Annotated in this window: 18 protein-coding genes and 1 pseudogene; 6 read left to right on the top strand and 13 right to left on the bottom strand. The window is 52.6% G+C overall.

The features are described from left to right. Positions 1–123: 123 nt before the first annotated feature. Complete coding sequence (locus ACO6S1_RS00685; RefSeq protein ID WP_422344450.1) at positions 124–2,061, top strand: proprotein convertase P-domain-containing protein; 1,938 nt, start codon at positions 124–126, stop codon at positions 2,059–2,061. Here ACO6S1_RS00685 and ACO6S1_RS00690 read toward each other — a convergent pair. From ACO6S1_RS00690 to ACO6S1_RS00705, 4 genes and pseudogenes are all read right to left on the bottom strand, one after another. Beyond that, complete coding sequence (locus ACO6S1_RS00690) at positions 2,058–2,513, bottom strand: YaiI/YqxD family protein (protein WP_422346262.1); 456 nt, start codon at positions 2,511–2,513, stop codon at positions 2,058–2,060. The two genes, ACO6S1_RS00685 and ACO6S1_RS00690, sit on opposite strands and share 4 nt — an antisense overlap. 20 nt (positions 2,514–2,533) lie before the next feature. After that, complete coding sequence (locus tag ACO6S1_RS00695) at positions 2,534–4,558, bottom strand: DEAD/DEAH box helicase (protein ID WP_422344451.1); 2,025 nt, start codon at positions 4,556–4,558, stop codon at positions 2,534–2,536. Between the two features lie 100 nt (positions 4,559–4,658). Then, positions 4,659–5,843 (bottom strand): NAD(P)/FAD-dependent oxidoreductase, encoded by a 1,185-nt coding sequence (locus tag ACO6S1_RS00700; RefSeq protein WP_422344452.1) that lies wholly within the window; start codon positions 5,841–5,843, stop codon positions 4,659–4,661. Positions 5,844–5,977: 134 nt separating this feature from the next. Next, positions 5,978–6,343: pseudogene (locus ACO6S1_RS00705) on the bottom strand (glycosylhydrolase-like jelly roll fold domain-containing protein); the annotation flags it as partial. 58 nt (positions 6,344–6,401) lie between these two features. Between ACO6S1_RS00705 and ACO6S1_RS00710 the strand changes: the two are divergent. From ACO6S1_RS00710 to ACO6S1_RS00730, 5 genes are all read left to right on the top strand, one after another. After that, the gene (locus tag ACO6S1_RS00710) at positions 6,402–7,088 is read left to right on the top strand and encodes a TetR/AcrR family transcriptional regulator (protein ID WP_422344453.1); all 687 of its coding nucleotides are present in this window, start codon (positions 6,402–6,404) and stop codon (positions 7,086–7,088) included. Between the two features lie 65 nt (positions 7,089–7,153). Continuing rightward, positions 7,154–7,777 carry a TetR/AcrR family transcriptional regulator gene (locus ACO6S1_RS00715; RefSeq protein ID WP_422344454.1) on the top strand — a complete coding sequence of 208 codons (624 nt, stop codon included), beginning with the start codon at positions 7,154–7,156 and terminating at the stop codon, positions 7,775–7,777. A 193-nt stretch (positions 7,778–7,970) separates the two neighbouring features. Continuing rightward, positions 7,971–8,987, top strand: a complete 1,017-nt coding sequence (locus ACO6S1_RS00720) for a YHYH protein (protein WP_422344455.1) — start codon at positions 7,971–7,973, stop codon at positions 8,985–8,987. A 1-nt stretch (position 8,988) separates the two neighbouring features. Continuing rightward, complete coding sequence (locus ACO6S1_RS00725) at positions 8,989–10,254, top strand: YHYH protein (protein ID WP_422344456.1); 1,266 nt, start codon at positions 8,989–8,991, stop codon at positions 10,252–10,254. Positions 10,255–10,341: 87 nt separating this feature from the next. Continuing rightward, on the top strand, positions 10,342–11,337 hold the full coding sequence (locus ACO6S1_RS00730) for a HupE/UreJ family protein (RefSeq protein ID WP_422344457.1): 996 nt from the start codon (positions 10,342–10,344) through the stop codon (positions 11,335–11,337). Between the two features lie 111 nt (positions 11,338–11,448). Here ACO6S1_RS00730 and ACO6S1_RS00735 read toward each other — a convergent pair whose 3' ends face one another. The 9 genes from ACO6S1_RS00735 to ACO6S1_RS00775 all read right to left on the bottom strand — a co-directional run bounded on the left by ACO6S1_RS00735 (position 11,449) and on the right by ACO6S1_RS00775 (position 21,829). Beyond that, positions 11,449–12,147 carry a response regulator gene (locus ACO6S1_RS00735; RefSeq protein WP_422344458.1) on the bottom strand — a complete coding sequence of 233 codons (699 nt, stop codon included), beginning with the start codon at positions 12,145–12,147 and terminating at the stop codon, positions 11,449–11,451. Then, a complete protein-coding gene (locus ACO6S1_RS00740; RefSeq protein ID WP_422344459.1) occupies positions 12,144–13,661 on the bottom strand; it encodes an ATP-binding protein in 1,518 nt (505 codons plus the stop codon). Before ACO6S1_RS00740 ends, ACO6S1_RS00735 begins: the two co-directional genes overlap by 4 nt. A 237-nt stretch (positions 13,662–13,898) precedes the next feature. Continuing rightward, complete coding sequence (locus tag ACO6S1_RS00745; RefSeq protein ID WP_422344460.1) at positions 13,899–15,617, bottom strand: ABC transporter substrate-binding protein; 1,719 nt, start codon at positions 15,615–15,617, stop codon at positions 13,899–13,901. Positions 15,618–15,673: 56 nt separating this feature from the next. Beyond that, complete coding sequence (locus tag ACO6S1_RS00750) at positions 15,674–15,946, bottom strand: DUF2160 domain-containing protein (RefSeq protein WP_422344461.1); 273 nt, start codon at positions 15,944–15,946, stop codon at positions 15,674–15,676. A gap of 29 nt (positions 15,947–15,975) precedes the next feature. Continuing rightward, positions 15,976–16,752 (bottom strand): carbohydrate ABC transporter permease, encoded by a 777-nt coding sequence (locus ACO6S1_RS00755; protein WP_422344462.1) that lies wholly within the window; start codon positions 16,750–16,752, stop codon positions 15,976–15,978. A gap of 71 nt (positions 16,753–16,823) precedes the next feature. Further along, positions 16,824–17,699 (bottom strand): carbohydrate ABC transporter permease, encoded by an 876-nt coding sequence (locus ACO6S1_RS00760; RefSeq protein ID WP_422344463.1) that lies wholly within the window; start codon positions 17,697–17,699, stop codon positions 16,824–16,826. Continuing rightward, a complete protein-coding gene (locus ACO6S1_RS00765; protein WP_422344464.1) occupies positions 17,699–18,799 on the bottom strand; it encodes an ABC transporter ATP-binding protein in 1,101 nt (366 codons plus the stop codon). Before ACO6S1_RS00765 ends, ACO6S1_RS00760 begins: the two co-directional genes overlap by 1 nt. A gap of 2 nt (positions 18,800–18,801) precedes the next feature. Continuing rightward, the gene (locus ACO6S1_RS00770) at positions 18,802–19,899 is read right to left on the bottom strand and encodes an ABC transporter ATP-binding protein (RefSeq protein WP_422344465.1); all 1,098 of its coding nucleotides are present in this window, start codon (positions 19,897–19,899) and stop codon (positions 18,802–18,804) included. Between the two features lie 316 nt (positions 19,900–20,215). Next, positions 20,216–21,829, bottom strand: coding sequence for a class I adenylate-forming enzyme family protein (locus tag ACO6S1_RS00775; RefSeq protein WP_422344466.1), 1,614 nt, complete (start codon positions 21,827–21,829; stop codon positions 20,216–20,218). Positions 21,830–22,076 lie beyond the last annotated feature (247 nt).

Below are 22,076 nucleotides of genomic sequence, written 5' to 3' on the forward strand. Positions count from 1 at the left end.
TTAACCGTGTATAAGCGATGAAATTTTTACCAAATATTCAGCCTGTTGGTGTAAGTCGGCGTCATGTATCTGGGAATAGACCTTGGGCCAGAAAGGTTAAACCGCAACAGAGGCGCAATCGTTATGTTGCGCCTGCTGTTCGGCTTTGCCCTTTTCGCGCTGCTTGCGGGGACCGCTAGTGCCCAGACTGTCACCACTTATGTCAATCCCACCAACGGCACGATTAACGGCACAACTACCTGCACCGCGCCGCTTGTTAGAAATTTCTCTGTGGGGACCAGCTTTACCGTCTCTGACGTCGACATCGGGGTTTTTGCCACCCACACATGGCGCGGAGATATTCGCCTGACCTTGCAATCCCCGGCCGGTACCCGGGTGCAACTGGTCAACGGCAACACCAACAACATCAACGGCGATAATTTCAACGTCCGGTTGAACGATGGCGGAACCCAGACTGTGAATACAGACGGGAATAATAGCGCCCATTCCACCACAGCGCCGCCACCTTTTCAGCATGATTTCATTCCCAATAACCCGCTCTCTGCCTTTAACGGACAGAATAGTCTGGGTACCTGGCGGCTGGAAATCTGTGATCTTTTCCCTACCGCCGACAACGGCACTTTCCAGCATGCCGAACTCTATTTGACCGAGCAACCTGCCAATTTCGCAGATTTGTCGGTCAACAAAACGGTGAGCAACGCAACGCCGGCCAATGGGACCAATATTACCTATACGATCTCCGTCACCAATGCAGCCGCATCAACCAACAATGCTACCGGTGTCCTAGTGCAGGATCTATTGCCGCTCGGGGTCAGCTTTGTCAGTTCGTCCGGATTTGGCAGCTATAATGATGCGACCGGCATTTGGACGGTTGGCTCCGTGCCGATTGGCCAGACGCGGACATTAAATATCGTCGCCAATGTCACGGCGACATCGGGTGCCATTGTAACCAATTCTGCCGAAGTGAGCGCATCATCCATTATCGATCTGGACTCGACACCCAATAATGGCAGCATCGGGGAAGATGACTATGATGACGCCTCAATCACCGTTTCAGGCACCAGAACCGCTGGGACACCGCCCAATTTGGGCAGCATTTGTCCGATTGCCAACCAGATATTGTTCGACTGGGACACAATTTCCTGGGCGGCGGGTTCATTGAGTAACAGTTACAGCCTGGCCGGCATTGGCACGATTAACTGGACCGTCAGTTCGCCCGGCGTTTTCGTCAATGACCCCGGTTTCGGTGGGCAAAGCCCTAGCTTGGCCAATGCCAATAATGGCGGGTTTGCCGGTACGCAGCTTTCACTGCATGAATATCTGGACTTCGCCAATCAATCCCAGACGGCAACGACGGTCCTGACATTGCCAACCGCCGTGCCGGGACTGCAATTCACGGTGTTTGACATCGATTTTGCCGCCAATGACTTTGCCGATAAATTGACCGTTATAGGCAGCTTCAACGGCGCAACGGTCTTGCCAACGCTGACCAATGGTATAGCCAATTATGTTGTCGGTAATGTTGCTATCGGTGATGCCGGTTCTGGCGGTACATCTGGCGATGGCAATGTCGTTGTCACCTTCCTCTCGCCGGTTGATACTGTCACCATCATCTATGGCAATCACACCACCGCACCCGCCATTCCCGATGGTCAGGCCATTGCCATTCACGACATAAATCTCTGCGCACCGCAAACATCGCTCAGCGTCACCAAAATCAGCAGCGTTATTAGTGACCCGGTCAATGGCACCACCGACCCGAAATCCATTCCCGGAGCGACCATCCAATATTGCATTTTGATCTCCAACGCTGGCAGCGCCACCGCTTCGTCGATAACTGCAACAGATACCATTCCGGGAAATCTAACCTATACTCCAGCATCCATGCAAAGCGGCAGCAATTGTGGTTCAGCGGCAACCGCTGAAGATGATGACAATTCGGGGGCTGACGAGAATGACCCCTTTGGTGCATCCATCAGTGGGGCGGTCCTCACGGCAACCGCGGCAAGCTTGGGACCAGCGGAAGGCTATGCACTCACATTTCAGGTTACCGTAGACTAAGCGCTGCGCTTTAGCCGTACCAGCGCCTGATCCAGAGAGGACAGAAATCTCGATCGATCGGTCTTGGTGAACGGCGGCGGTCCGCCAATATTCTCCGTTCCCATTCCCGCACGCAGGTCAGCCATAATTGCCCTCGTCGCCACCGCGGCACCAATAGAATCTGCCGTAAACGGCTTTCCATTGGAGGCAATAATCGTTGATCCAGCTTTCAAACAGCGGTCTGCCAGCAAGATGTCGGATGTGATTACCACCGTTTTTTCTGACGCGCGTTCAGCAATATAGTCGTCTGCTGCATCAAACGCATCGCTCACCACCACACGGCTGACCAGTGGGTGCCGAGGCACACGAAAATGACTATTGCTTACAATGATCACCGGTACTTCAAGGCGATAAGCCACCCGGTAAACTTCATCCTTTACCGGGCAAGCATCCGCATCAACATATATCTGTATGGCATCAGTCATAAGCAGGCCTAGTCGCTTCTAGGCCCTCGGTCTTTCTGGCCTTCAAAGGGCCGCTTTCCGCGATGAGGCTTCTTCTTGCCGCCGAAGTCGCCTTTGGGGCCAGTTTTGCGGTCGCCCTTAAAGTCAGACTTCTTTTTAAATCCATCGCCAAATTCGCGTTTGCCGCCACCTTCGCTACCGCTTTCGCGATCACCAGCGGGCTTGCGCTTCAAATAGGGCTTGCTGCCATCGTCCGACTTTTTGCCATATTTCTTTTTACCGCCAAAATCCCGACCGTCGGAGTTTCCGCCGCCCGATTTGCGGTCTCCGAATTTTTTGGCACCAAATTTCTTGCCGCCGAACTTCTTGCTGGCATTGCTATAGTCTCTGCTACCGCCAGCATTGTCACTGCGTCCACCCTTGCGATTGCGTTTGGCCGCATCGCGTGGTGTGCCTTCAAACTGGGTGATGCTGATGTCGTCGGTATCGTCACCACCGGTCTCTCGCTTTTCTGCAATCGCCTTGGTGAATTTTTCGACGACACGGCGAGGAATCTCGAACAACGTATCATCACCGTTAATCCGGATCGCACCGATTTCATTTTTGGTGATGTGACCACGGCGGCACAATACTGGTAAAATCCAGCGCGCATCGGCACGCTGATTATGCCCGACATTCATTTTGAACCATACAGTATCTTCAAAGCCCGGGCGCGGCCCACCAGGCGCGGGTTGTGACTGCGCGCCACGATCCAGCATCTGTTCCGGCGCCGGCATTTTTGCGCGATGGGATTGGACCAGCATCGCGGCAATTTCTTCCGGCGTTTTTTCCGCCATCAAGCGTTTTGCCAGTTCCAGATCATCTTCGTCAATTTCAACAGGCTGCAGCAGGGTTTCTATCAAACGCTCTGCATCATTTTTCCGGATATCCGCCCGCGTCGGAGCATCTTTCCATTCTGCGTTGATTTTTGCGCCACGCAACATCGATTCAACCCGTTTGCGCCGCTGATAGGGCACAATGATAACCGCAGTGCCTTTTTTGCCGGCACGGCCTGTTCGGCCCGACCGATGCTGCAGAGTCTCCGCGTCTCGCGGAATTTCGACATGTACAACCAAAGACAGAGTTGGCAAATCCAGTCCACGCGCCGCCACATCGGTTGCCACACAGACCCGCGCACGTTTGCTGCGTAGCGCCTGCATCGCCTGGTTACGTTCGGCCTGTGTATGTTCGCCCGAAAGCGCAACGGCACTGAACCCACGATCAACCAGGCTGGTATGAAGCCGGCGGACCGCTTCCCTTGTTCCGCAGAACAGCATTGCTGATTCCGCTTCATGAAAACGCAGCAGGTTGACCACCGCATTTTCGGTATCTGCAGGGGCAACTGTTATCGCTTGATAAGCAATGTCGCCATGTCCGCGGTCTTCGCCTACTGTTGAGATGCGCATCGCATCATTTTGATAGCGTTTGGCCAAGTTGATAATCGGCTTTGGTATGGTAGCCGAGAACATCAAGGTCCGCCGATTTTCTCCGGTCGCATCGAGAATTTCTTCGAGATCTTCGCGGAACCCCATATCGAGCATCTCATCGGCCTCATCAAGCACCGTCGCGCGCAGCTTGCTGAGGTCGAGCGCGCCACGCTCCAAATGGTCGCGCAAGCGCCCCGGCGTGCCAACTATCACATGGGCACCGCGACGCAAGGTACGCCGTTCCTTTGACGCGTCCATTCCACCGACACAAGTCGCAATCTGCGCGCCGGCCGGCTGATAGAGCCAGGTCAGTTCGCGGCTGACCTGCAAAGCTAGCTCACGGGTTGGAGCGATGACCAAGGCCAAAGGTTCGACCAGAAACGGGAACCTTCCATTATCGTCCAATAGCTCTGGTGCCATAGCAAGGCCAAAGGCCACCGTTTTGCCGGAGCCAGTTTGTGCCGACACGATAAGATCGCGACCTGCGGCTTCCGGTTCAAGTACCGCAGCTTGCACCGCTGTTGGCTTTGTATATTCGTGTGCTTCAAGCGCTTCAGCTAGAAGCGGCGGGAGTTTGGTAAAAGGCATGAAAATCCGTTCAGTGGCAGAAGTAAAAGACCGCCGGGAATGCCAATCACCAGCGGTTTTCGATAAAATATCGCTTATTTAAAGAGATTGTGCGGCGGGATCAAATTGCCTTACCGGCAGCATGCCCACTCGCCCAAGCCCATTGAAAATTATAGCCACCGAGCCAGCCGGTAACATCTACAGCTTCGCCAATAGCATAGAGTCCGGGCATTTGCCTAGCTTCCATATTCTTGGAGGATAAATCGGCCGTACTGATGCCACCGGCGGTGACTTCCGCTTTGGCATAACCTTCGGTTCCATTGGGCATGAAACGCCAGTGGGATAATCGTCGGGACGCATCTTCCAGCTTGCGATCCGCCAGATTCCCAAGATCGCCCGAAAGCGCGATCCGGTCCAATAGAGTTTCCGCGAGTCGAGTTGGCAAATGCTCGTTAACGGCTTTGTTCAGCGAAACACGGGGTTGTTCCCGCTTCAACCGGATCAGCCAGTTGGGGTTCAGGTCCGGCAGGAAGTCAACGCTCACCGGCTCCCCGTGACGCCAATAAGATGAAATCTGCAATATGGCTGGGCCGGACAGTCCTTTGTGCGTGAACAAAGCCGCCTCGCGAAAAGCAGTCTTGCCGCAGCTCGCAATAATCGGCGCCGATACACCGGATAGCGAACGAAACAGGGTTTCTTCGCCCCCAAGGGTTAGCGGGACCAAAGCAGGCCGTGGCTCCACAACCTTCAGGCCGAATTGCCGGGCAATATCATAGGCAAAACTCGTCGCGCCCATTTTCGGAATAGACGGCCCGCCCGTCGCGATAACCAATGACGGGGCTGTCGCTGCCTTATTGCCATAGTCAACATGATATGTGCCAACGCTGTGACGGATATCCGTAACCGATTGTCCCAGCGACAAAGTCACGGCGTCTTTAGGGCACTCATCCATCAACAAAGCAACGATCTGCTTCGCCGAACCATCGCAGAATAATTGTCCTAAAGTCTTTTCGTGCCATGCAATGTCATATCTGTTGACCAAAGCGATGAAATCTTGAGCCGTGTAACGACTAAGCGCCGATTTGGCGAAATGCTTATTGGCCGAAAGATAGCGGTCGGGCGCTGTATTGCTGTTGGTAAAATTACAGCGACCGCCGCCGGAAATAAGGATTTTCTTACCGGGTTCGTCGGCATGATCGATCAATAGCACCTTGCGGCCCCGTTGACCGGCAATGGCTGCACACATCAGGCCAGCGCCGCCAGCGCCAAGAATGATGGCATCATATTTAATGGGGGTGTTGATCATGATTGAACGCCATTCTACGCCAAAGCTCAGATTAGCAAACAAAAATTACCTATGGCAGAAGACTATCCGATCCAAGCCATTCAATGCCTCGCTTCGGCACGAGAAACCTTTGGCACGACGCGCTGCGAAACAAGTTAGGGTTTCGCAGCACCTATGCGCCTTCCGTCCCCGTCGACGCGAAATAATCTGACCGGTTTAACCAACCCAAGCCGAACAAGATTATTTTCATGTGTCTTCATATGCTCAGCAAACTTGTCACCGGCAAGCGCGCGGCCCACAAGCGCGTTTCGTAACGGAGGTCGCACCGAGACTTTGATCGTATTTTGCCCGACGCGAGCAGCATCCGTGATATCAACCAGAAATGGATGGGCAAAAGCTTTGCCAATCTCGGTTCCGTTGACTGACACGCTCGCAACACCCTCTACCTGTCCGAGTTCGATCACATAGCTTTCGTCTGCGGCTGCACCCTGCAATGAGAAATCGCTACTATAAACCATCGGGCCTGCAGAATATACAGAGGGTTCGAGTAGTCCTTTTGACTAGGGGATTGCTAAGCAAATGGGTAAAACAATGTCAGCTGTTATCGCACCGTCTGAGACTAAGACAGGCAAGCTAAACCACCGAGAGCCGATGCAAGCGCGATCGAAGCAAAAGCGTTCTGAAATCCTGCATCAAGCGCGGATTATCTTCGCCGAAAGAGGATGTGATGCTGCGAATGTCCGCGATATCGCCGCAGCAGCCAAGACCACCCATTCCATGATCCGCTATCATTTCGGTACCAAAGACCAACTGTGGCGCGAATCTGTGAAAGATATGTTTGAACTTTTAGATGAGGCGCTGGCATTTGATGATGGGTCGTCCGCAAGTTTAAGCGGTCTGGATGGTTTCAAGGCTTATTTACGACGATATATTCGGTACAGTGCAGCCCATCCGGAGCATGCGCGCATCATGATTATGGAATCGGTGCGCGGCGGCGACCGTCTGGACTGGATCGTCGAAACATTTATTCGCCCATTGCATAAAAACCTGGGCAAGCGGTTTGATTCAAGCGGCGGTATCGCGGGTATGCCGGATATGCACCCGATCTCCTTCGTCTACATTCTCACGGCGGCATGCCAGATGCCATTTATCCTCGCGCAAGAGGCCAAGGCGCTCTACGGAGTAAACACGTTGGAAGATGAGATGGTCGAAACCCATATTGAGTCCGTGCTTAACCTCTTTTTCCAAGGTCGTGCAATCAGCTAAACCCGTTGTCCAATTGCATAGAAATGGATTTGCGAACGTGTCAGCTCCAGCCTATTGCCTGGGAGATGGTACCAAAATCAAACGAAACGACACGGGTCCGACTAATCGAAGCGGCGATGGTGCTGTTTGCTCGCAACGGTCTTGATGGTGTCTCCTTAAGAGCGGTCAATCAGTCCGCAAAAGCTAAAAACTCGGGCGCAACCCATTACCATTTCAAAAATCGGCTAGGTCTGATCCGTGCTATGGTTGAGCATATTGACACGGCAACGCCGGAAGAAATCGACTTGATTGTCAGCAGATTGCCAATTGATGGCGACAAGCAACTGGAAGCCATAGCGCGTTTTTTTGGCCCGGTTTTGGTCTTGCGCTACCTCCGGCCGAAGGGCGAATTTAGCCTGGGATTTCTCTCCCAGCTACTGCAAAGCAATGACCCGGATATTCAAGCTATTTGGGAACCCGTTTTTGGCAATGCGGAAAGCACAAATCCCCAACGGATTTTTGACGCCTTTCCAAATCAGGATACAACATCCATTAAACGCCGTCTGATATATTCGACGCTAAACATCGTTCATGGCCTGGCCAATGATAGTGGTCTGAATCGGACCATGTTTGGCGATCTGTCAATAAGAGATGGACCTGAAGCACTTGTAGATCTTTTGAAATATATACGAGGCGGCTTAAACGACTGATGCCGTGGACAGGCATTCGTCCCGCGATGGATCTGGCAATTCCGAACGACCACGAAACCGCAACAGGGTCCCAACGCTCGGTGTTAGTTTAGACAGAAAGCTTTTTCGGCGCGAAACGCTGAAAGCAATCATCCATATTGCATCCACATTCTTCACATATTTCATTTTTGGACGGGCAAAATGTGGAGACGAGATGATGTTGCAGGATTTTCGCAGAGACTTGCTCAGAGGTGCCGCCGCTTCGGTACTGGCGCTTGCGCTTGTCGGCTGCGGTGATGATTCTGATGACGAGACGGAAGTTGTTTTGCCTGGCACACCAACTCCGACGCCCACGCCAACCCCGACGCCAACTCCTACCGGTACGTCAACGGCTGCCGTCGACTGTCCCTATAGCGGCAGCTACATGGGTGAATATAGCACCTCGGGCATGCTGACATCGACATGGGACTGGTCTTGTGACGATACCAATCGAACTTTGACTGCCAATGGCCTGCCGGATCATGAAGTGGGAACCTTTCCCAACGCCGGCAACCCCAACACGATTTCAGCGCAAACCGTCACTATGATCGCAACCCTGACTCCGACGACGGGTACCGGCAATACGCAAATAGGCGGGCCTGGCGGCGCGAGTGTTTTTGCGCGTAATGGCGTCAAATTCGACCCCGGAACCGCTGGAACCTGTCCGAGTGATGCCGATGAAGCGAGTGACTGCAATCTCGCCAACGGTACCGATCAGTGGCGAGTGGAAGCCTTGGGACAGGATGTGTTCGATTTTGGCGAGGACATGAACAATGCGCATGTTCAGCCAACCGGTGAATATCATTATCACGGCATGCCCGAAGGCATTTTGACCAATGCTGGCGTGTCCGATGCCAATCGGCAAATGGTTCATGTCGGCTGGGCTTCTGACGGCTATCCGGTATACGCGCGCTATTGCTACACAGACGCCATGGATGCGACTAGCGAGGTTAAAGTCTGCGAAGGCAGCTTTGAGCTCGACACAGTCGCAGATGCCGATCGTCCTTCCACGGATTTTGTCGCCCTGGGCGCCTTTGGGTCTGACTGGAACTATGTCGAAGGATCCGGCGATCTCGATGATTGCAATGGCCGCACCGGAGTCACCCCGGAATTTCCCGATGGTATTTATTATTACATGGCGACCGACAGCTATCCCTATTTCAGCCGCTGTCTCAAAGGGACGGTGAACTGATATGACGAGGGCAATCAAACGCTATTGGGTACCATTTCTGTCGATTGCGGTACTCTGTTTTGGCGTCTTTGGTGCAGTCAATCTGTCCGCACAACAAGGCTCTCGCGGCGGCGGACAAGGCCGTCCAACCGAAGAAATGCTGAGCGCCTGTGAAAGCAAAGCGGCTGGAGATGGCTGTTCTTTTGAATCATCTGAGCAGGATGAAGTTTCCGGCACCTGTTTTGCTCCTCGGAATAGACCCCTTGCCTGCCGTCCGTCCGGAGGTCCCCCTGGCCGCCGCGGTGGCGGGCAAGATGGGCGAGGACCAGATGCCGGCGATCAGGGCGACCCGATTGCTTCTACCCAAGCCCAGACGCTGGGCGTCCGTTGCAGCAGTGAAGTCAATATATTGAACGAGCAACTTGGTCTAAAGAGCGAGGCGAAATGGTCCTGTTCCCGAGGCCAGCGGTTGCTGGTCGCCAATGGCGTGCCCAATCACGCCACTGGCACTTTCCCCAACGCCAACAATCCTAACCGGATATCGGCGCAAACCGTCAGCTTTGCCACAACGCTGACGCCTGTCGCGCGGACAGGGTCCGGCCGGCCGGTCAAAGTTCCTGCTTATGCTCTTAACGGCATAAAATTTGACCCTGGCACGGCCGGACGATGCGGATCGAATGTGACCGACCCGGCCGCCTGCGATCTCGGTCGCGGGACCGGTGAATGGCGCATTGAGGCCCTCGGCCAGTCGAGTTTCGACTTCGGGGATGACGAAAACCATGCCCATGTCCAGCCAAGCGGCGAATATCATTATCACGGCATCCCCGAAGGCATGCTCACCGAACAAAATATTGCCGGTGAAGCGATGCAGCTGATCGGCTGGGCCGCCGACGGTTTTCCCGTTTATGCCCGCTATGGCTATGCGGACCCCAAATATAGCACGAGTCCCTTGCGTGCTATGAAATCGAGCTACCAGCTAAAGTCTACTCCCGACGCTGGTCGCCCGAGCGCCGGCGTCATACCTATGGGCGCATTCACCCAGGACTATGAATATGTCGCAGGTTCTGGTGACCTGGATGAATGCAATGGCCGATTTGGTGTGACGCCGGACTTTCCGACGGGGGTTTACCATTATTATGCCACCGACACTTATCCGTTCCTGCAACGGTGCGTCAAAGGCTCCGTGGATAGTCAGCCGACTGCAGAGCGCAGAGGCGAAGGTCGCGGTGAGCGTGGGCAAGGTCGCGGACGGGGCAACCATCCACCGCGCGGCGGCGGCAGATCATAAATGATCGCCCGGATATGTGCCGCATTATGGCTACTCATTTTAGCCAGCGGTGCACAAGCCCATTTGTTGCCTAAGCAAAATGCGACAATGAACATTGTCGACAACGCGGCTTTCTTTGTCGTGTCCGTGCCAGTGTCGGCGCTGAAAAATGTGGATGATGACGGCGATGGCAAGCTGACAGCGCAGGAAATCCAGAAGCACGACCAGAGCATAAAACAGCAATTTGCCGACCGATTCACCGTGAGTAACGGCGGACAAGCGGGCACATCCGTTCTTTCCTGGGTGATGGCACCGGATGGCAGCGATGCGCAAATGGAGGTGGATTATATCGTTATCTTGCATCGCGCCAACTTTCCGGAAACGCCTGAAAACCTGGTTCTGACGACCGACTTATTTGGCACCGGCCCCGACGAGCAACAGATGACCGTTAAAGCGACCCTGGACGGTGTATCAGAGGTCGCCATCTTGCGGCCGGATGTTACCGCTCATCAGTTTTTTCGCGGCGGTTGGGCGATTTTTCTGGACTATATCCGCATCGGCGGTGAGCATATCCTGACGGGTGCGGACCATTTGCTGTTCCTGCTGACAATCATCATTGCCGGAGCGGGGTGGCGCTACTGGGTCAGTGTCGTAACCAGCTTTACCATCGCCCACAGCATCACACTGACCGTTTCGGCGCAGGATATTTTCCGGATATCGCCAGATATTGTTGAACCGGCCATAGCGGCGAGCATTGTCCTGATGGCGTTGCTCAACCTTTCTTATTGGCACAAAAATGATGCGACAATCGGCTGGACACGGATTGGTGTCATATTTGTCTGCGGGTTGATCCACGGCTTTGGCTTTGGATCTGCCATCGGCGCGATGACAAGCGATACCGGAAATCTGGTCGCTACCCTTGCAGGCTTCAACATCGGGATCGAGCTTGGCCAGTTTTTCTTTCTGGGTGCAGTGCTGCTTCTGGTTGGTGTCTTCCACCGGTTCGGCAATATGAGGATCGCTGATCGCGTACCCAAATTTGCTTCAGCCACCGCGATTATTCTCGGCTTCATCCTTTTGATTCAACGCATTGTGCTGATTTAGCAAATTTTGCTGCGTTTTTTGTTTTTAGTCTGACTCCTTTTCTTCGTGCCTTTCGGCCCGGTTACATTGCAAGGGATTTGATGCGATTGTTATTGCTTGACGCTCTGCGTCTTAGTCCGGTTCGAACCGGTAACCTGAGCCATAGATCGATGCGATGCACCGCGCCTTATGATCCACGGCAACGATCTTGCGGCGGATATTCTTGATATGACTGTCAATCGCACGGTCACCACTGTCGAGAGCATGATCACCCAGCGCATCGAGCAACTGATCCCGGGAAAAGACCTGGCCCGGCCGTTTCATCATCGCCGCCAATATCCGAAATTCCGACGGCGATAGATCCAACCATTCACCATGCCATGCCACCCGTTGGCCTGCTTCATCGACCAAATAGACATGTCCCGCCGGATTATTAGTGATCCGTCCCTCAGCCCGCCGGATCATGGCGTTGACGCGGGCAATGACTTCCTGAGCGCTAAACGGTTTGGTGACATAGTCATCTGCACCAAAGGCGAGGCCACTAATCTTGTCAATTTCTTCCACTTTCGCGGTGAGCATCAGCACCGGAACAGCACTGAATTCGCGGAGCTTTCTGCAAATCATTAAGCCATCACTGGCAGGCAGCATGATATCCAATATTACCGCAGCCGGTTCGTCTTTTCGCACTCTATCTACTACCGATCTGCCATCGTAGAAACATTGCGGTTCATGGCCAGCACTGCGCAAATAATCCTCCAATATTGCGGATATCTTGCGGTCATCCTCGACGACAAAAATGGTGCGGCCTTTAATTTTTCGGGTCTTCATCATGCACCACTTTCCGTTGGCAAACGCACCTCAACCAAAAGCCCTCCCATGGGTGATGGGGCGGCGGTGATAGTCCCGCCATGGGCGCGGACGATGGTCTGGCTGACGGCGAGTCCCAGGCCGCTGCCACCGGTCGCACGGTTTCTTGCCTCATCAAGCCGGTACAGCGGTTCAAATAAATGCGGCAGATGCTCAGCTGGCACCCCGGGTGCGCTATCCTCTATTGAGATGCTGACCATCTCATCTTCCCGTTTCAAACCAACACGCACTGTGCCGGGTGCATCTGTATACCGTTCGGAATTGGTCAACAGCGTACCAAGCAATTGCTCAATCCGGGTATTGTCCCAATAAACCGGCATCGATTTGTAAGCCCCAAGATCAGCATCCAATTGCAGGCCGGCCTTTTCCATCTGGGGAGAAAACCGCGCCGTGACATTTTTTATCAACACGACAGCATCGGTGTGATCGAATTGGCAAGGCGGTCCTGATAAATCGGAAACTGCCAAAAAGTGCAAATCCTCAACCAACCTGCTGAGTAGTTTGGCTTCGTCTGACAGAGACTGCACAGCGGCCATATTAATAGGCCGAACGCCGTCCTGAAGCGCGTCGAGCTCTCCGACCAGCACCGTCAATGGCGTCCTTAGTTCATGCCCGATCTCGGCCAGCCACCGCCTCCGGGCGCTATCCAGCTTTGCCAGACTGGACGCCATGATATTGATATTTTCACCCATCGCGGCAATCTCATCGCTGCCTTTGGTGGTTACCCGTGCATCAAGATCACCATGTGCAATCGCATCCGTCGCTTTTTGCATATCGCCAAGTCGCTTAGCTCCGGCACGAGCAAAGTAAAATGCAGCAACGCCAGCCAATATCAAGAGCACGAGGGTCAGTACCGCCGAGCCTATATATTGGCTGCGGAGGAATCTTGCGTCCACATTGTCGGGGGATGGTCCACGCGGGAGCAATCGGGCTTTTCCCCATATTGCGCCATCGACCGTGATATCGCGTTCGATCATCCTATTTTGCAAATCTCCTTCTGGTGGTCGTGGCCCAATTACTTGAACATCATTGGAATCAAATAGCAGCAATCTGGTGCCAAAATTGCCGGGCGGCGGTGGTGGCCGATCTCGCCTTGATCGGTAATATCTAGGTGGCGGACGATTGGACGCGGCTTCAAATCGACTAACTGCACCCCCATTTGCCAGTGGTGGCAAGTCCGCACCGCGATGGGGTGGCAAATTTCGCAATCCGCGGATTTGCCCGGTACGCGCCATGTTTCGTACTACGCCGGCTATTGTTAAATCGCCGTTTTCAAGCGCATCCCGATACTCTTCTGCTTCAATACTGGCGCTTATTGTCGATACCAAGCTATCCAGCATCTCCGCATCGCGCGCATCCAGATAGTCGGCAAAACCTCTGCTGAGATTAAGCGACATCACACCAGCCATCGCCAGTGATGCGACTAACGCGGTTAGCGCTACAAGGAAAAATAACTTATGAAACAGCCGTAATTGCATCGTTTTGACCGTTGCCCCCGTAAAACAACTCTGTAACGCAATTGTGGGTGAAATGTGAGCAACATCAGAAAGCTTGCATTTCTGGAAATAGCCAACCGAGCGGCTAGTGTCTGCTTTTCACCCAAGAGCAGACATAGAATTTGTAAAATTGCTTGCCGGACATCGCGGTTGGCAATGTGCATTTACGCCTCAGTCAGCCAATATTGTCCGGTGCGACAAAATCGGAGGTTAATCAATCTACTGCCAGGTGGCGATTAACTTGTCATATTCGATTGTCACGGGCTTGGGCTTTTCGTTGGCCAGTTTTGCCTTGGGCGACCCTGGTTGGTTCAACCAGTAGGCATTGTCTCGCTCGTCATTCAGTTTGGGGCCAAGATCGCCTTGCAACCCAGATCGCTCAAGCCGACTGAGTACGCGCTCTTGCTGTTCGCACAAAGCGTCGAGTGCTGCTTGCGGTGTTTTTGTGCCTGAGGAGGCATCACCGATATTTTGCCACCAAAGCTGCGCCAAACGAGGATAGTCGGGAACGTTGGTTCCTGTCGGCGACCACCGCGTCCGCGCTGGTGAACGATAAAACTCTACCAGGCCCCCCAATTTTGGCGCGCGCTTGGTGAAACTGTCATGCTGAATAGTCGATTCCCGAATGAACGTCAGTCCGACATGGGACTTTTTCACATCCACAGTTTTCGAGGTCACAAACTGCGCGTACAGCCAAGCCGCTTTTGCCCGTTTTGTTGGTGTGGATTTCATGAGCGTCCAGGCGCCGGCATCCTGATACCCGACTTTCATACCCTCTTCCCAATAGGCACCATGCGGACTGGGGGCCATCCGCCATCTCGGTGTTCCGTCTTCATAAAGGACGGCAGATGCTTCTTCCCCGACCATATTGGCGGTGAATGTCGTGTACCAAAACATCTGTTGCGCAATGGCGCCTTGTGACGGAACCGGTCCTGCCTCTGAAAATGTCATGCCGGCGGCTGATGGCGGTGCAAAATCGGAAAGCCATTTGGTATATTTGGCCACTGCATAGACCGCAGCAGGTGAATTGGTCGCCCCGCCTCGAGCGACGCAAGACCCGACAGGTTGCGACTTGTCATTTACTCTTATGCCCCATTCGTCGACCGGTAGGCCATTGGGCTCCCCGACCGATCCCATGCCGGCCATCGACATCCAGGCATCGGTAAATCGCCATCCCAAGGACGGGTCTTTTTTGCCATAGTCCATGTTGCCATAGACCGTTTTTCCGTCAATTTTTCTGCCGGTAAAAAATTCGGCGATATCTTCATAGGCTGACCAGTTGACGGGCACGCCCAGATCATATCCATATTGCTCTTTAAACTCGGATTTGATCTTCGGATCGGTGAACCAATCGTACCGGAACCAATATAGATTGGCGAATTGCTGATCGGGTAATTGATATAGTTTTCTATCCGGTCCGGTCGTGAAGTCGGTTCCGATGAAATCAGGCAAATCCAGTCCCGGACTGGTGACATCACTGCCTTCACCGGCCATCCAGTCAGTAAGATTACGAACCTGTTGATAGCGCCAATGCGTTCCGATCAGATCTGAATCGTTGACATAGGCATCGTAGATATTCTCGTTTGACTGCATTTGCGTTTGCAGTTTCTCAACTACATCACCCTCGCCGATAAGATCATGGGTAACCTTGATACCCGTAATGGCTGTAAAGGCGGGAGCCAGCACCTTGGATTCATATTCATGGGTCGCAATCGTTTCCGATACCACCGAAATTTCCATGCCCCTGAACGGCTTTGCCGCCTCCGTGAACCAGGCCAATTCGGCTTCCTGTTCTTCCCTGCTGAGGCTGGACAGTTCGCCAATCTCTTCATCTAGGAATTTGCTCGCCGCACCAGCCGGATTGGAAATGTCGATATCATTTCCGCCGCCATTTTTCGTTTCCGTTGAATCTGAACAGGATAACGCAGCCAAGCTCATACAAAGAATTGCTGCTGTCCGAAAATTTCTCATTCCATTGATCCGATCTTTTGATTTTATACCCAGCGAAATACGAATATTGCAAATAGGCCGCAGATGATTAGCGCACCATATTGGGGTGCGTCCAGTAAGCCAATCCACGCAAGATTGATAAATGCAGAGCCCAGAAGGGAGATGAATAGCCTATCTCCGCGCATTGTTTCGATTCCGAGTACACCGACTCTGGGAGTACTGGGATATTTCATGTGCAGTAATCCCATACCAATCAGCATAGCACCAATCGACAGAAAGAATATGGCAGTCGGTAGCGTCCAGGCCATCCATTCCATTTAAGATATCCCTCCCATGTTGCGCTTATCTAAACTCGGCCAAGGGCGAAACCCTTGGCAATATGATTGCGTACAAAATAGATCACAATAGCACCGGGGATAATGGTCAGAACACCCGCAGCGGCAAGCACACCCCAATCAAGACCGGATGCAGAAACAGTCCGGGTCATAATCGCGGTAATCGGTTTTGCATCCACGCTCGTGAGCGTACGGCTCAACAAAAGTTCGACCCAGCTGAACATGAAACAAAAAAAGGCGGTCACACCAATTCCCGGTGCGATCATCGGAATGAAGATTTTTGTGAAGAATTTCGTAAATCCGTAGCCATCAATGAAAGCTGTTTCGTCAATTTCTCTTGGAACCCCGCGCATAAACCCTTCCAATATCCAAACGGCGAGCGGAACATTGAACAGGCAATGGGCCAATGCAACGGCAATATGGGTGTCGAACAAAGACACGCTGGAATAGAGTTGAAAAAATGGCAAAGCAAAAACGGCTGGCGGTGCCATGCGATTGGTAAGGAGCCAGAAAAACAGATGATTGTCACCGAAAAATCGATAGCGACTAAAGGCGTAAGCCGCCGGCAACGCGACCAGAAGCGAAATCACCATATTGAGCGACACAAATATGAAGCTGTTCACATAGCCCATATACCATGACGGGTCAGTGAGGATGGTGCTGTAATTTTTCAGCGTAAAATTGTCCGGAAAAAGCGTGAACGAGCTCAATATTTCAGAGTTGGACTTAAAGCTCATGATGATCAGCCAATAGATCGGAACCAGCAGGAAAACCAAATATACGGTCATCACGAGAGCCCCTATTCGCGCTCTTGGCATCGATGTCGCACCACGTTTTTTGGCTGGATGCCGGTTCTGGTTCATTGCTTCGCCTCATCTTTATCGATGGTTATCATGACGGTGTAGAACACATAGGAAATAAGCAGGATCACCAGAAAATACATGAGCGAGAATGCGGCCGCTGGCCCGAGATCAAACTGACCAAGCGCCATTTTCACCAAATCTATCGACAAGAATGTCGTTGCATTTCCGGGTCCACCGCCAGTCAGAACAAATGGCTCCGTATAAATCATGAAGCTGTCCATGAAGCGTAGCAGGATCGCTATCATCAAAACGCCTCTCATCTTCGGCAGTTCAATATATCGAAAAACGCTCCACCGGCTTGCCTGGTCGATCATCGCCGCTTGATAATAAGCGGTCGGGATGGAGCGAAGGCCCGCATAGGCCAGAAGTGCAACCAATGATGTCCAGTGCCAGACGTCCATAATTATTACGGTAACCCAAGCATCAAAAGCATTTTGGGAATAATTGTAGGAGATACCCACGTCAGACAATACGCGGCCGAGCAGTCCGATATCCGCGCGCCCGAACACCTGCCAGATCGTCCCGACAACATTGTAAGGGATGAGCAATGGCAAAGACATGAGAACCAGACAGACAGAGGCTGACAATCCCTTTTTCGGCATGCTCAGCGCCACCAGAATGCCCAAAGGGATTTCGATCATAAGTATGATGGAAGAGAAGAGCATCTGTCGGCCCAACGCATCCCACAACCTTTCTGATTGCAGCAGTTCCTGATACCATTCCAGTCCGACCCAGAAAAAAATATTCTCACCAAAACTATCCTGGAAAGAATAATTGACCACCGTCATCATCGGGATGATTGATGAAAATGCGACGAGAACCAACACTGGCAGCACCAGAAGCCAAGCACGCTGATTGACAGTCTTTTCCACTAGATCGCGCCCCTTTTGCCTTGATCAATCGCCTTGCCATTCATGCGCCAATCATCACAGAACAGGCTGATGTTAGCCCGATCAAACTCCACCATGACCATGTCCGGTTCAATTTCAAAACCTCCGTCGGCAGAGATGTTTATTTCAATATCGAACAATGTTGCATTGATGAATTTATGTCTACCTACATCCTGAATGCGGTTTATCTGAACCGGTAGTCCGTCGCTTTTGGTCAATCGAACGAATTCAGGCCGTATTCCCAAAACCGTATCACCCTGCGGGTTGCCATAATCATGATTGAGGTTGATTGTTTCACCATTTGTATGGGCTTTGTTTCCGGTGACAGAGACAGGAATGAAGTTCATTCCGGGAGAACCAATAAAATAGCCCACAAAAACATGTGCCGGTGTTTCGAAAAGCGCTTTCGGGGTTCCGATTTGCAACACCCGGCCTTCATGCATCACCACGACTTTCTCCGCGAAGGTCAGAGCTTCTGTTTGGTCATGGGTCACATAAATCATTGTGTGCCCAAATTCCCGGTGCAGCGACTTGAGCTGGGTCCGCAATTCCCATTTCAGATGGGGATCGATGACTGTTAAAGGTTCGTCAAAAAGGATTGCGTTCACATCATCCCGAACCATCCCGCGTCCCAGCGAGATTTTCTGTTTCAGGTCGGAGGTCAGGCCTCGCGCTTTTTTATGAAGATCCGCTTCCAGTCCGATCATCTGCGCGATGCGTTGCACACGCTCGGCGACATAACCGGAATCCATGCCTCGATTACGGAGTGGGAATGCCAAGTTTTGCCCGACTGTCATCGTGTCATAGACAACCGGAAACTGGAAGACCTGCGCAATATTGCGTTCGGCCGTCGATGATGCCGTAACATCCTTGTCATCAAACAATATACTGCCGCTGGTCGGTGTGAGTAATCCGGAAATTAAATTGAGCAATGTTGTCTTGCCGCACCCGCTGGGGCCCAACAGCGCATAGGCTCGCCCGTCCTCCCAGATATGATTTACTTCCTTGAGAGCGAAGTCACTGTCGCCACCCGGATTGGGAAGATAGCTATGCGCTAGATTTTCGAGAGTTATGGAGGCCAAACCTATGCTCCTGACTTTTCAGGCTCATGATTTGGAGAGGCAACCAGCTTTTCATCCTTATCAAAATAGAAAATATTTTCCGGGTTCAGGGAAATTTTCACCATTTGCCCAAGCTCAAAAGCCTGAAGCCCCGGGATCAGGCCGATCCATCTTTCATCCATTGCATTGACGTGAATATATGTGTCTGACCCGGTAAGCTCCGTGACGATGAGTTTTGCAGTAAATTCAATGGTGCGAGGCCGGCCATCACTCATTTCGAGATGATGGGCGCGAAATCCGGCTCTGTACCCGCCATTGGGCAAGCATGCCAAATCATCGTTCAGCATTGTTGATTGCCCATCGGGAAAATGAACGACTGCGCCATCCTTTCGGACCGATACAAAATTCATCGGCGGGTCGGAGTAAATGCGGGCGGTCGTCTCATCCACGGGATTGCGATAAACATCCTTAGCCGCACCATATTGTGTCACCCGGCCATTCCAGAGCGCCGCGGTGTTTCCGCCGAGCAACAATGCCTCCTCTGGCTCAGTTGTAGCGTAAACAAAAATGCTGCCAGACGCCTCAAACAACCGTGGGATTTCAACGCGTAGCTCTTCCCGCAATTTATAATCCAGATTAGCAAGTGGTTCATCCATCAACACCAGTCCAACATCTTTCGCCAATGCGCGGGCCATGGCGCACCGCTGTTGTTGTCCTCCTGATATCTCGTGTGGTTTGCTGTTCAGAATAGGTTTCAGTTTCAGCAGTTCAGCCATTTCCTGCACTTTTGCATCAATCTCTGCTGCTGACTTTTTCTGCAGCTTCAGCGGCGATGCTATATTATCATAGACTGTCATTGAGGGATAATTCACGAATTGCTGGTACACCATCGCAATATCGCGGTCCTGCACGCGCTTTTTCGTGACATCCTCGCTTTCCCAAAAGATTTTGCCGGTATCAGGCTTGTCGAGCCCCGCCATGAGGCGCATCAAGCTTGTCTTGCCGGACGATGTTGGCCCCAGCAAAACGTTCATCGTTCCTTTTTGCAGTTCCAGATCGGTAGGATAGATGTGCGTCTCGCCGTTGGATGTTTTGGATACCCCCCGAAGTCGTAAGCTCATGAGGCGTACCCGATGCACAGAACAGATATTTGGTCTAGTTTGGATTCCAACAGACTGGCCGCGACTCTGAGCATCTTTTCTCCCAATGATATTATATAGCCCCTTTCGAACGAAGGGCCGTCAATACGCTATGGCATTAAATAACGTACAACGCATACACAAAACGCATTGTAATTGAACCAACCTTTGGTTGACCTGAAACACGCAGGTTACTCGCAATAGATGACGTAACGAGGCACAATTGCGACGGTCACCTTTGCGCCCCTTAAGGTGCCTAACATCAACTTTTTGCCTTAATCCGGACAGTCAACACAGCTTAATCCAAAACTTCAAAATCACCGGCTTCAAAAGCCTCGACCAGTTTGAACTTTTGAATTTTCCCGGAGCCGGTAAGCGGCCATTCCGATACGTTAATCCAATAGGCAGGTGTCTTTTGTGGTGCCAGACGCTCGCGAATGAAGGCTTTCAAATCATCCGCGCGCAGCGCCTGCCCGGAACCGTTTCGGAAGAAACAGGCGACCTGCTCGCCCCATTTTTCATCCGGAATGCCAACGACAGCAACCTCATCAATCTCTTCATGCTCAAGCATCGCATTTTCAATCTCCGCCGGAAATAGATTCTCGCCGCCGCGAATAATCATTTCTTTAACCCGGCCTGTAATCTTGACATAGCCGCGTACATCCATACGCCCGAGATCACCCGTATGCAGCCAGCCTTCGTCATCTATGGCGGCGGCAGTAGCTTCCGGATTATCATTATAGCCCAGCATCACGCTGTAAGCGCGCGCGCAAATCTCGCCCTGCTCGCCAATCGGCAGAACGGCATTCGTTTGCGGATCGCGGATGGAAATTTCCGTATGGGCGGCGGGCTGACCGATTGTCTGGGTCAGGTCCTCTTCTGAATCTTCATACCAGGCCTGCGTCAGCACCGGTGATGTTTCAGTCTGGCCATACACGATCTGAACCGGTGCGCCGAACACATTCTTGGCATCGCGGCACAGTTGCGGCGCCACCATGGCACCACCTGACATGATCCGTCGGGTCGAGGAAACGTCCTGACCCGACCGGCGCACCTCGTCGATCAAGGCCACCAACATTGTCGGAACGCCAAGGATGAACTTGGCACGCTCGCTCTCGATGACATTTGCAATCATAACGGGATCAAACATCGGTGCGAGCAACATGGTGCCACGGCGGCCAAAGCCTCCCAGCACCAAAATTGCGCAGCCGGTCGTGTGAAAAAGGGGCATGGTGTGCACGAAAATATCGCCCTGCTCCATCCCGCCCCGGGCCATCGTATCAACGCCATTGCGGACCAGGCCGTTATGATGCAGCACAGCGCCTTTCGGGAAGCCGGTTGTGCCGGATGTATATTGCAGTTGCACCGCGTCCTGCGGTTTCGGATCGCGCAGCGCGCCTTCATCTTCCCCGGCATAAAGTGCATCATGGTCCGTCAACAAAATGCGATACTTGATTGCTGGGATTTCGTCGCATACCGCGTCGGCTATCTCCTGCATCGGATTTCCGCGAAAATCCGCGACATAGTAAACCGCCTCGGAACGCGACTGTTCGAGAACATATTTCAGTTCGCGCTTCTGATAGGCCGGATTAACCGTCACCAGCGTCACGCCAGCCAAACCGCAAGCCAGTTCGAGAAGCACCCATTCGGGCACATTATTCGCATATACTGCGACGCGGGCACCCTCGGCATGGCGGCTGGCCAGCGCCCGACCCAAGCGCTCCGCATCATTCAACAGTTCCGCATAAGTCCAGCAGCGGTCAATTGCTCCGTCATAGGTTAGCTCTTTTAGCGCCGTTTGATCTGGCGCCTGCGCGGCCGACTGACGTAGCATATCTCCAATAGTCATTGGCGATGGCTCCGGCCCGCCCTGCGCCGGAAAATAAGATTCGGTTAGCACAACGTCATACATGGGCAGCCTCCTGTTAATAGTTTAGGCTAACTATGGGTGCGAAGCATGTCTAGCGTTAGCACAAATCTCAACTCACGAGCCATTATTCAAAACTTCAACTGGCACGCCCTCGTTAGACAGCCATCCTTGCCTCTATGCCAATAGAAAATCTCGGTAGGCATTATTGGTATGACAGTTTTTCCATATTGGAATGTATTAAAGGTTGACATACCGGTTGTAGGCGTTCATTTTCCTCGCCATAAAAACA

The sequence above is a fragment of the Parasphingorhabdus sp. genome (assembly GCF_965233695.1).
Lineage (GTDB): Bacteria > Pseudomonadota > Alphaproteobacteria > Sphingomonadales > Sphingomonadaceae > Parasphingorhabdus.

Bases quoted from the DNA above. Each gene is read 5' to 3' on its own strand.
- ACO6S1_RS00730 (WP_422344457.1), top strand. From the start codon at position 10,342: ATGAACATTGTCGACAACGCGGCTTTCTTTGTCGTGTCCGTGCCAGTG.
- ACO6S1_RS00750 (WP_422344461.1), bottom strand. From the start codon at position 15,946: ATGGAATGGATGGCCTGGACGCTACCGACTGCCATATTCTTTCTGTCG.
- ACO6S1_RS00695 (WP_422344451.1), bottom strand. From the start codon at position 4,558: ATGCCTTTTACCAAACTCCCGCCGCTTCTAGCTGAAGCGCTTGAAGCA.
- ACO6S1_RS00745 (WP_422344460.1), bottom strand. From the start codon at position 15,617: ATGAGCTTGGCTGCGTTATCCTGTTCAGATTCAACGGAAACGAAAAAT.
- ACO6S1_RS00715 (WP_422344454.1), top strand. From the start codon at position 7,154: ATGGTACCAAAATCAAACGAAACGACACGGGTCCGACTAATCGAAGCG.
- ACO6S1_RS00755 (WP_422344462.1), bottom strand. From the start codon at position 16,752: ATGACCGTATATTTGGTTTTCCTGCTGGTTCCGATCTATTGGCTGATC.
- ACO6S1_RS00735 (WP_422344458.1), bottom strand. From the start codon at position 12,147: ATGATGAAGACCCGAAAAATTAAAGGCCGCACCATTTTTGTCGTCGAG.
- ACO6S1_RS00770 (WP_422344465.1), bottom strand. From the start codon at position 19,899: ATGAGCTTACGACTTCGGGGGGTATCCAAAACATCCAACGGCGAGACG.
- ACO6S1_RS00775 (WP_422344466.1), bottom strand. From the start codon at position 21,829: ATGTATGACGTTGTGCTAACCGAATCTTATTTTCCGGCGCAGGGCGGG.
- ACO6S1_RS00725 (WP_422344456.1), top strand. From the start codon at position 8,989: ATGACGAGGGCAATCAAACGCTATTGGGTACCATTTCTGTCGATTGCG.
- ACO6S1_RS00710 (WP_422344453.1), top strand. From the start codon at position 6,402: ATGGGTAAAACAATGTCAGCTGTTATCGCACCGTCTGAGACTAAGACA.
- ACO6S1_RS00740 (WP_422344459.1), bottom strand. From the start codon at position 13,661: ATGCAATTACGGCTGTTTCATAAGTTATTTTTCCTTGTAGCGCTAACC.
- ACO6S1_RS00685 (WP_422344450.1), top strand. From the start codon at position 124: ATGTTGCGCCTGCTGTTCGGCTTTGCCCTTTTCGCGCTGCTTGCGGGG.
- ACO6S1_RS00720 (WP_422344455.1), top strand. From the start codon at position 7,971: ATGATGTTGCAGGATTTTCGCAGAGACTTGCTCAGAGGTGCCGCCGCT.
- ACO6S1_RS00700 (WP_422344452.1), bottom strand. From the start codon at position 5,843: ATGATCAACACCCCCATTAAATATGATGCCATCATTCTTGGCGCTGGC.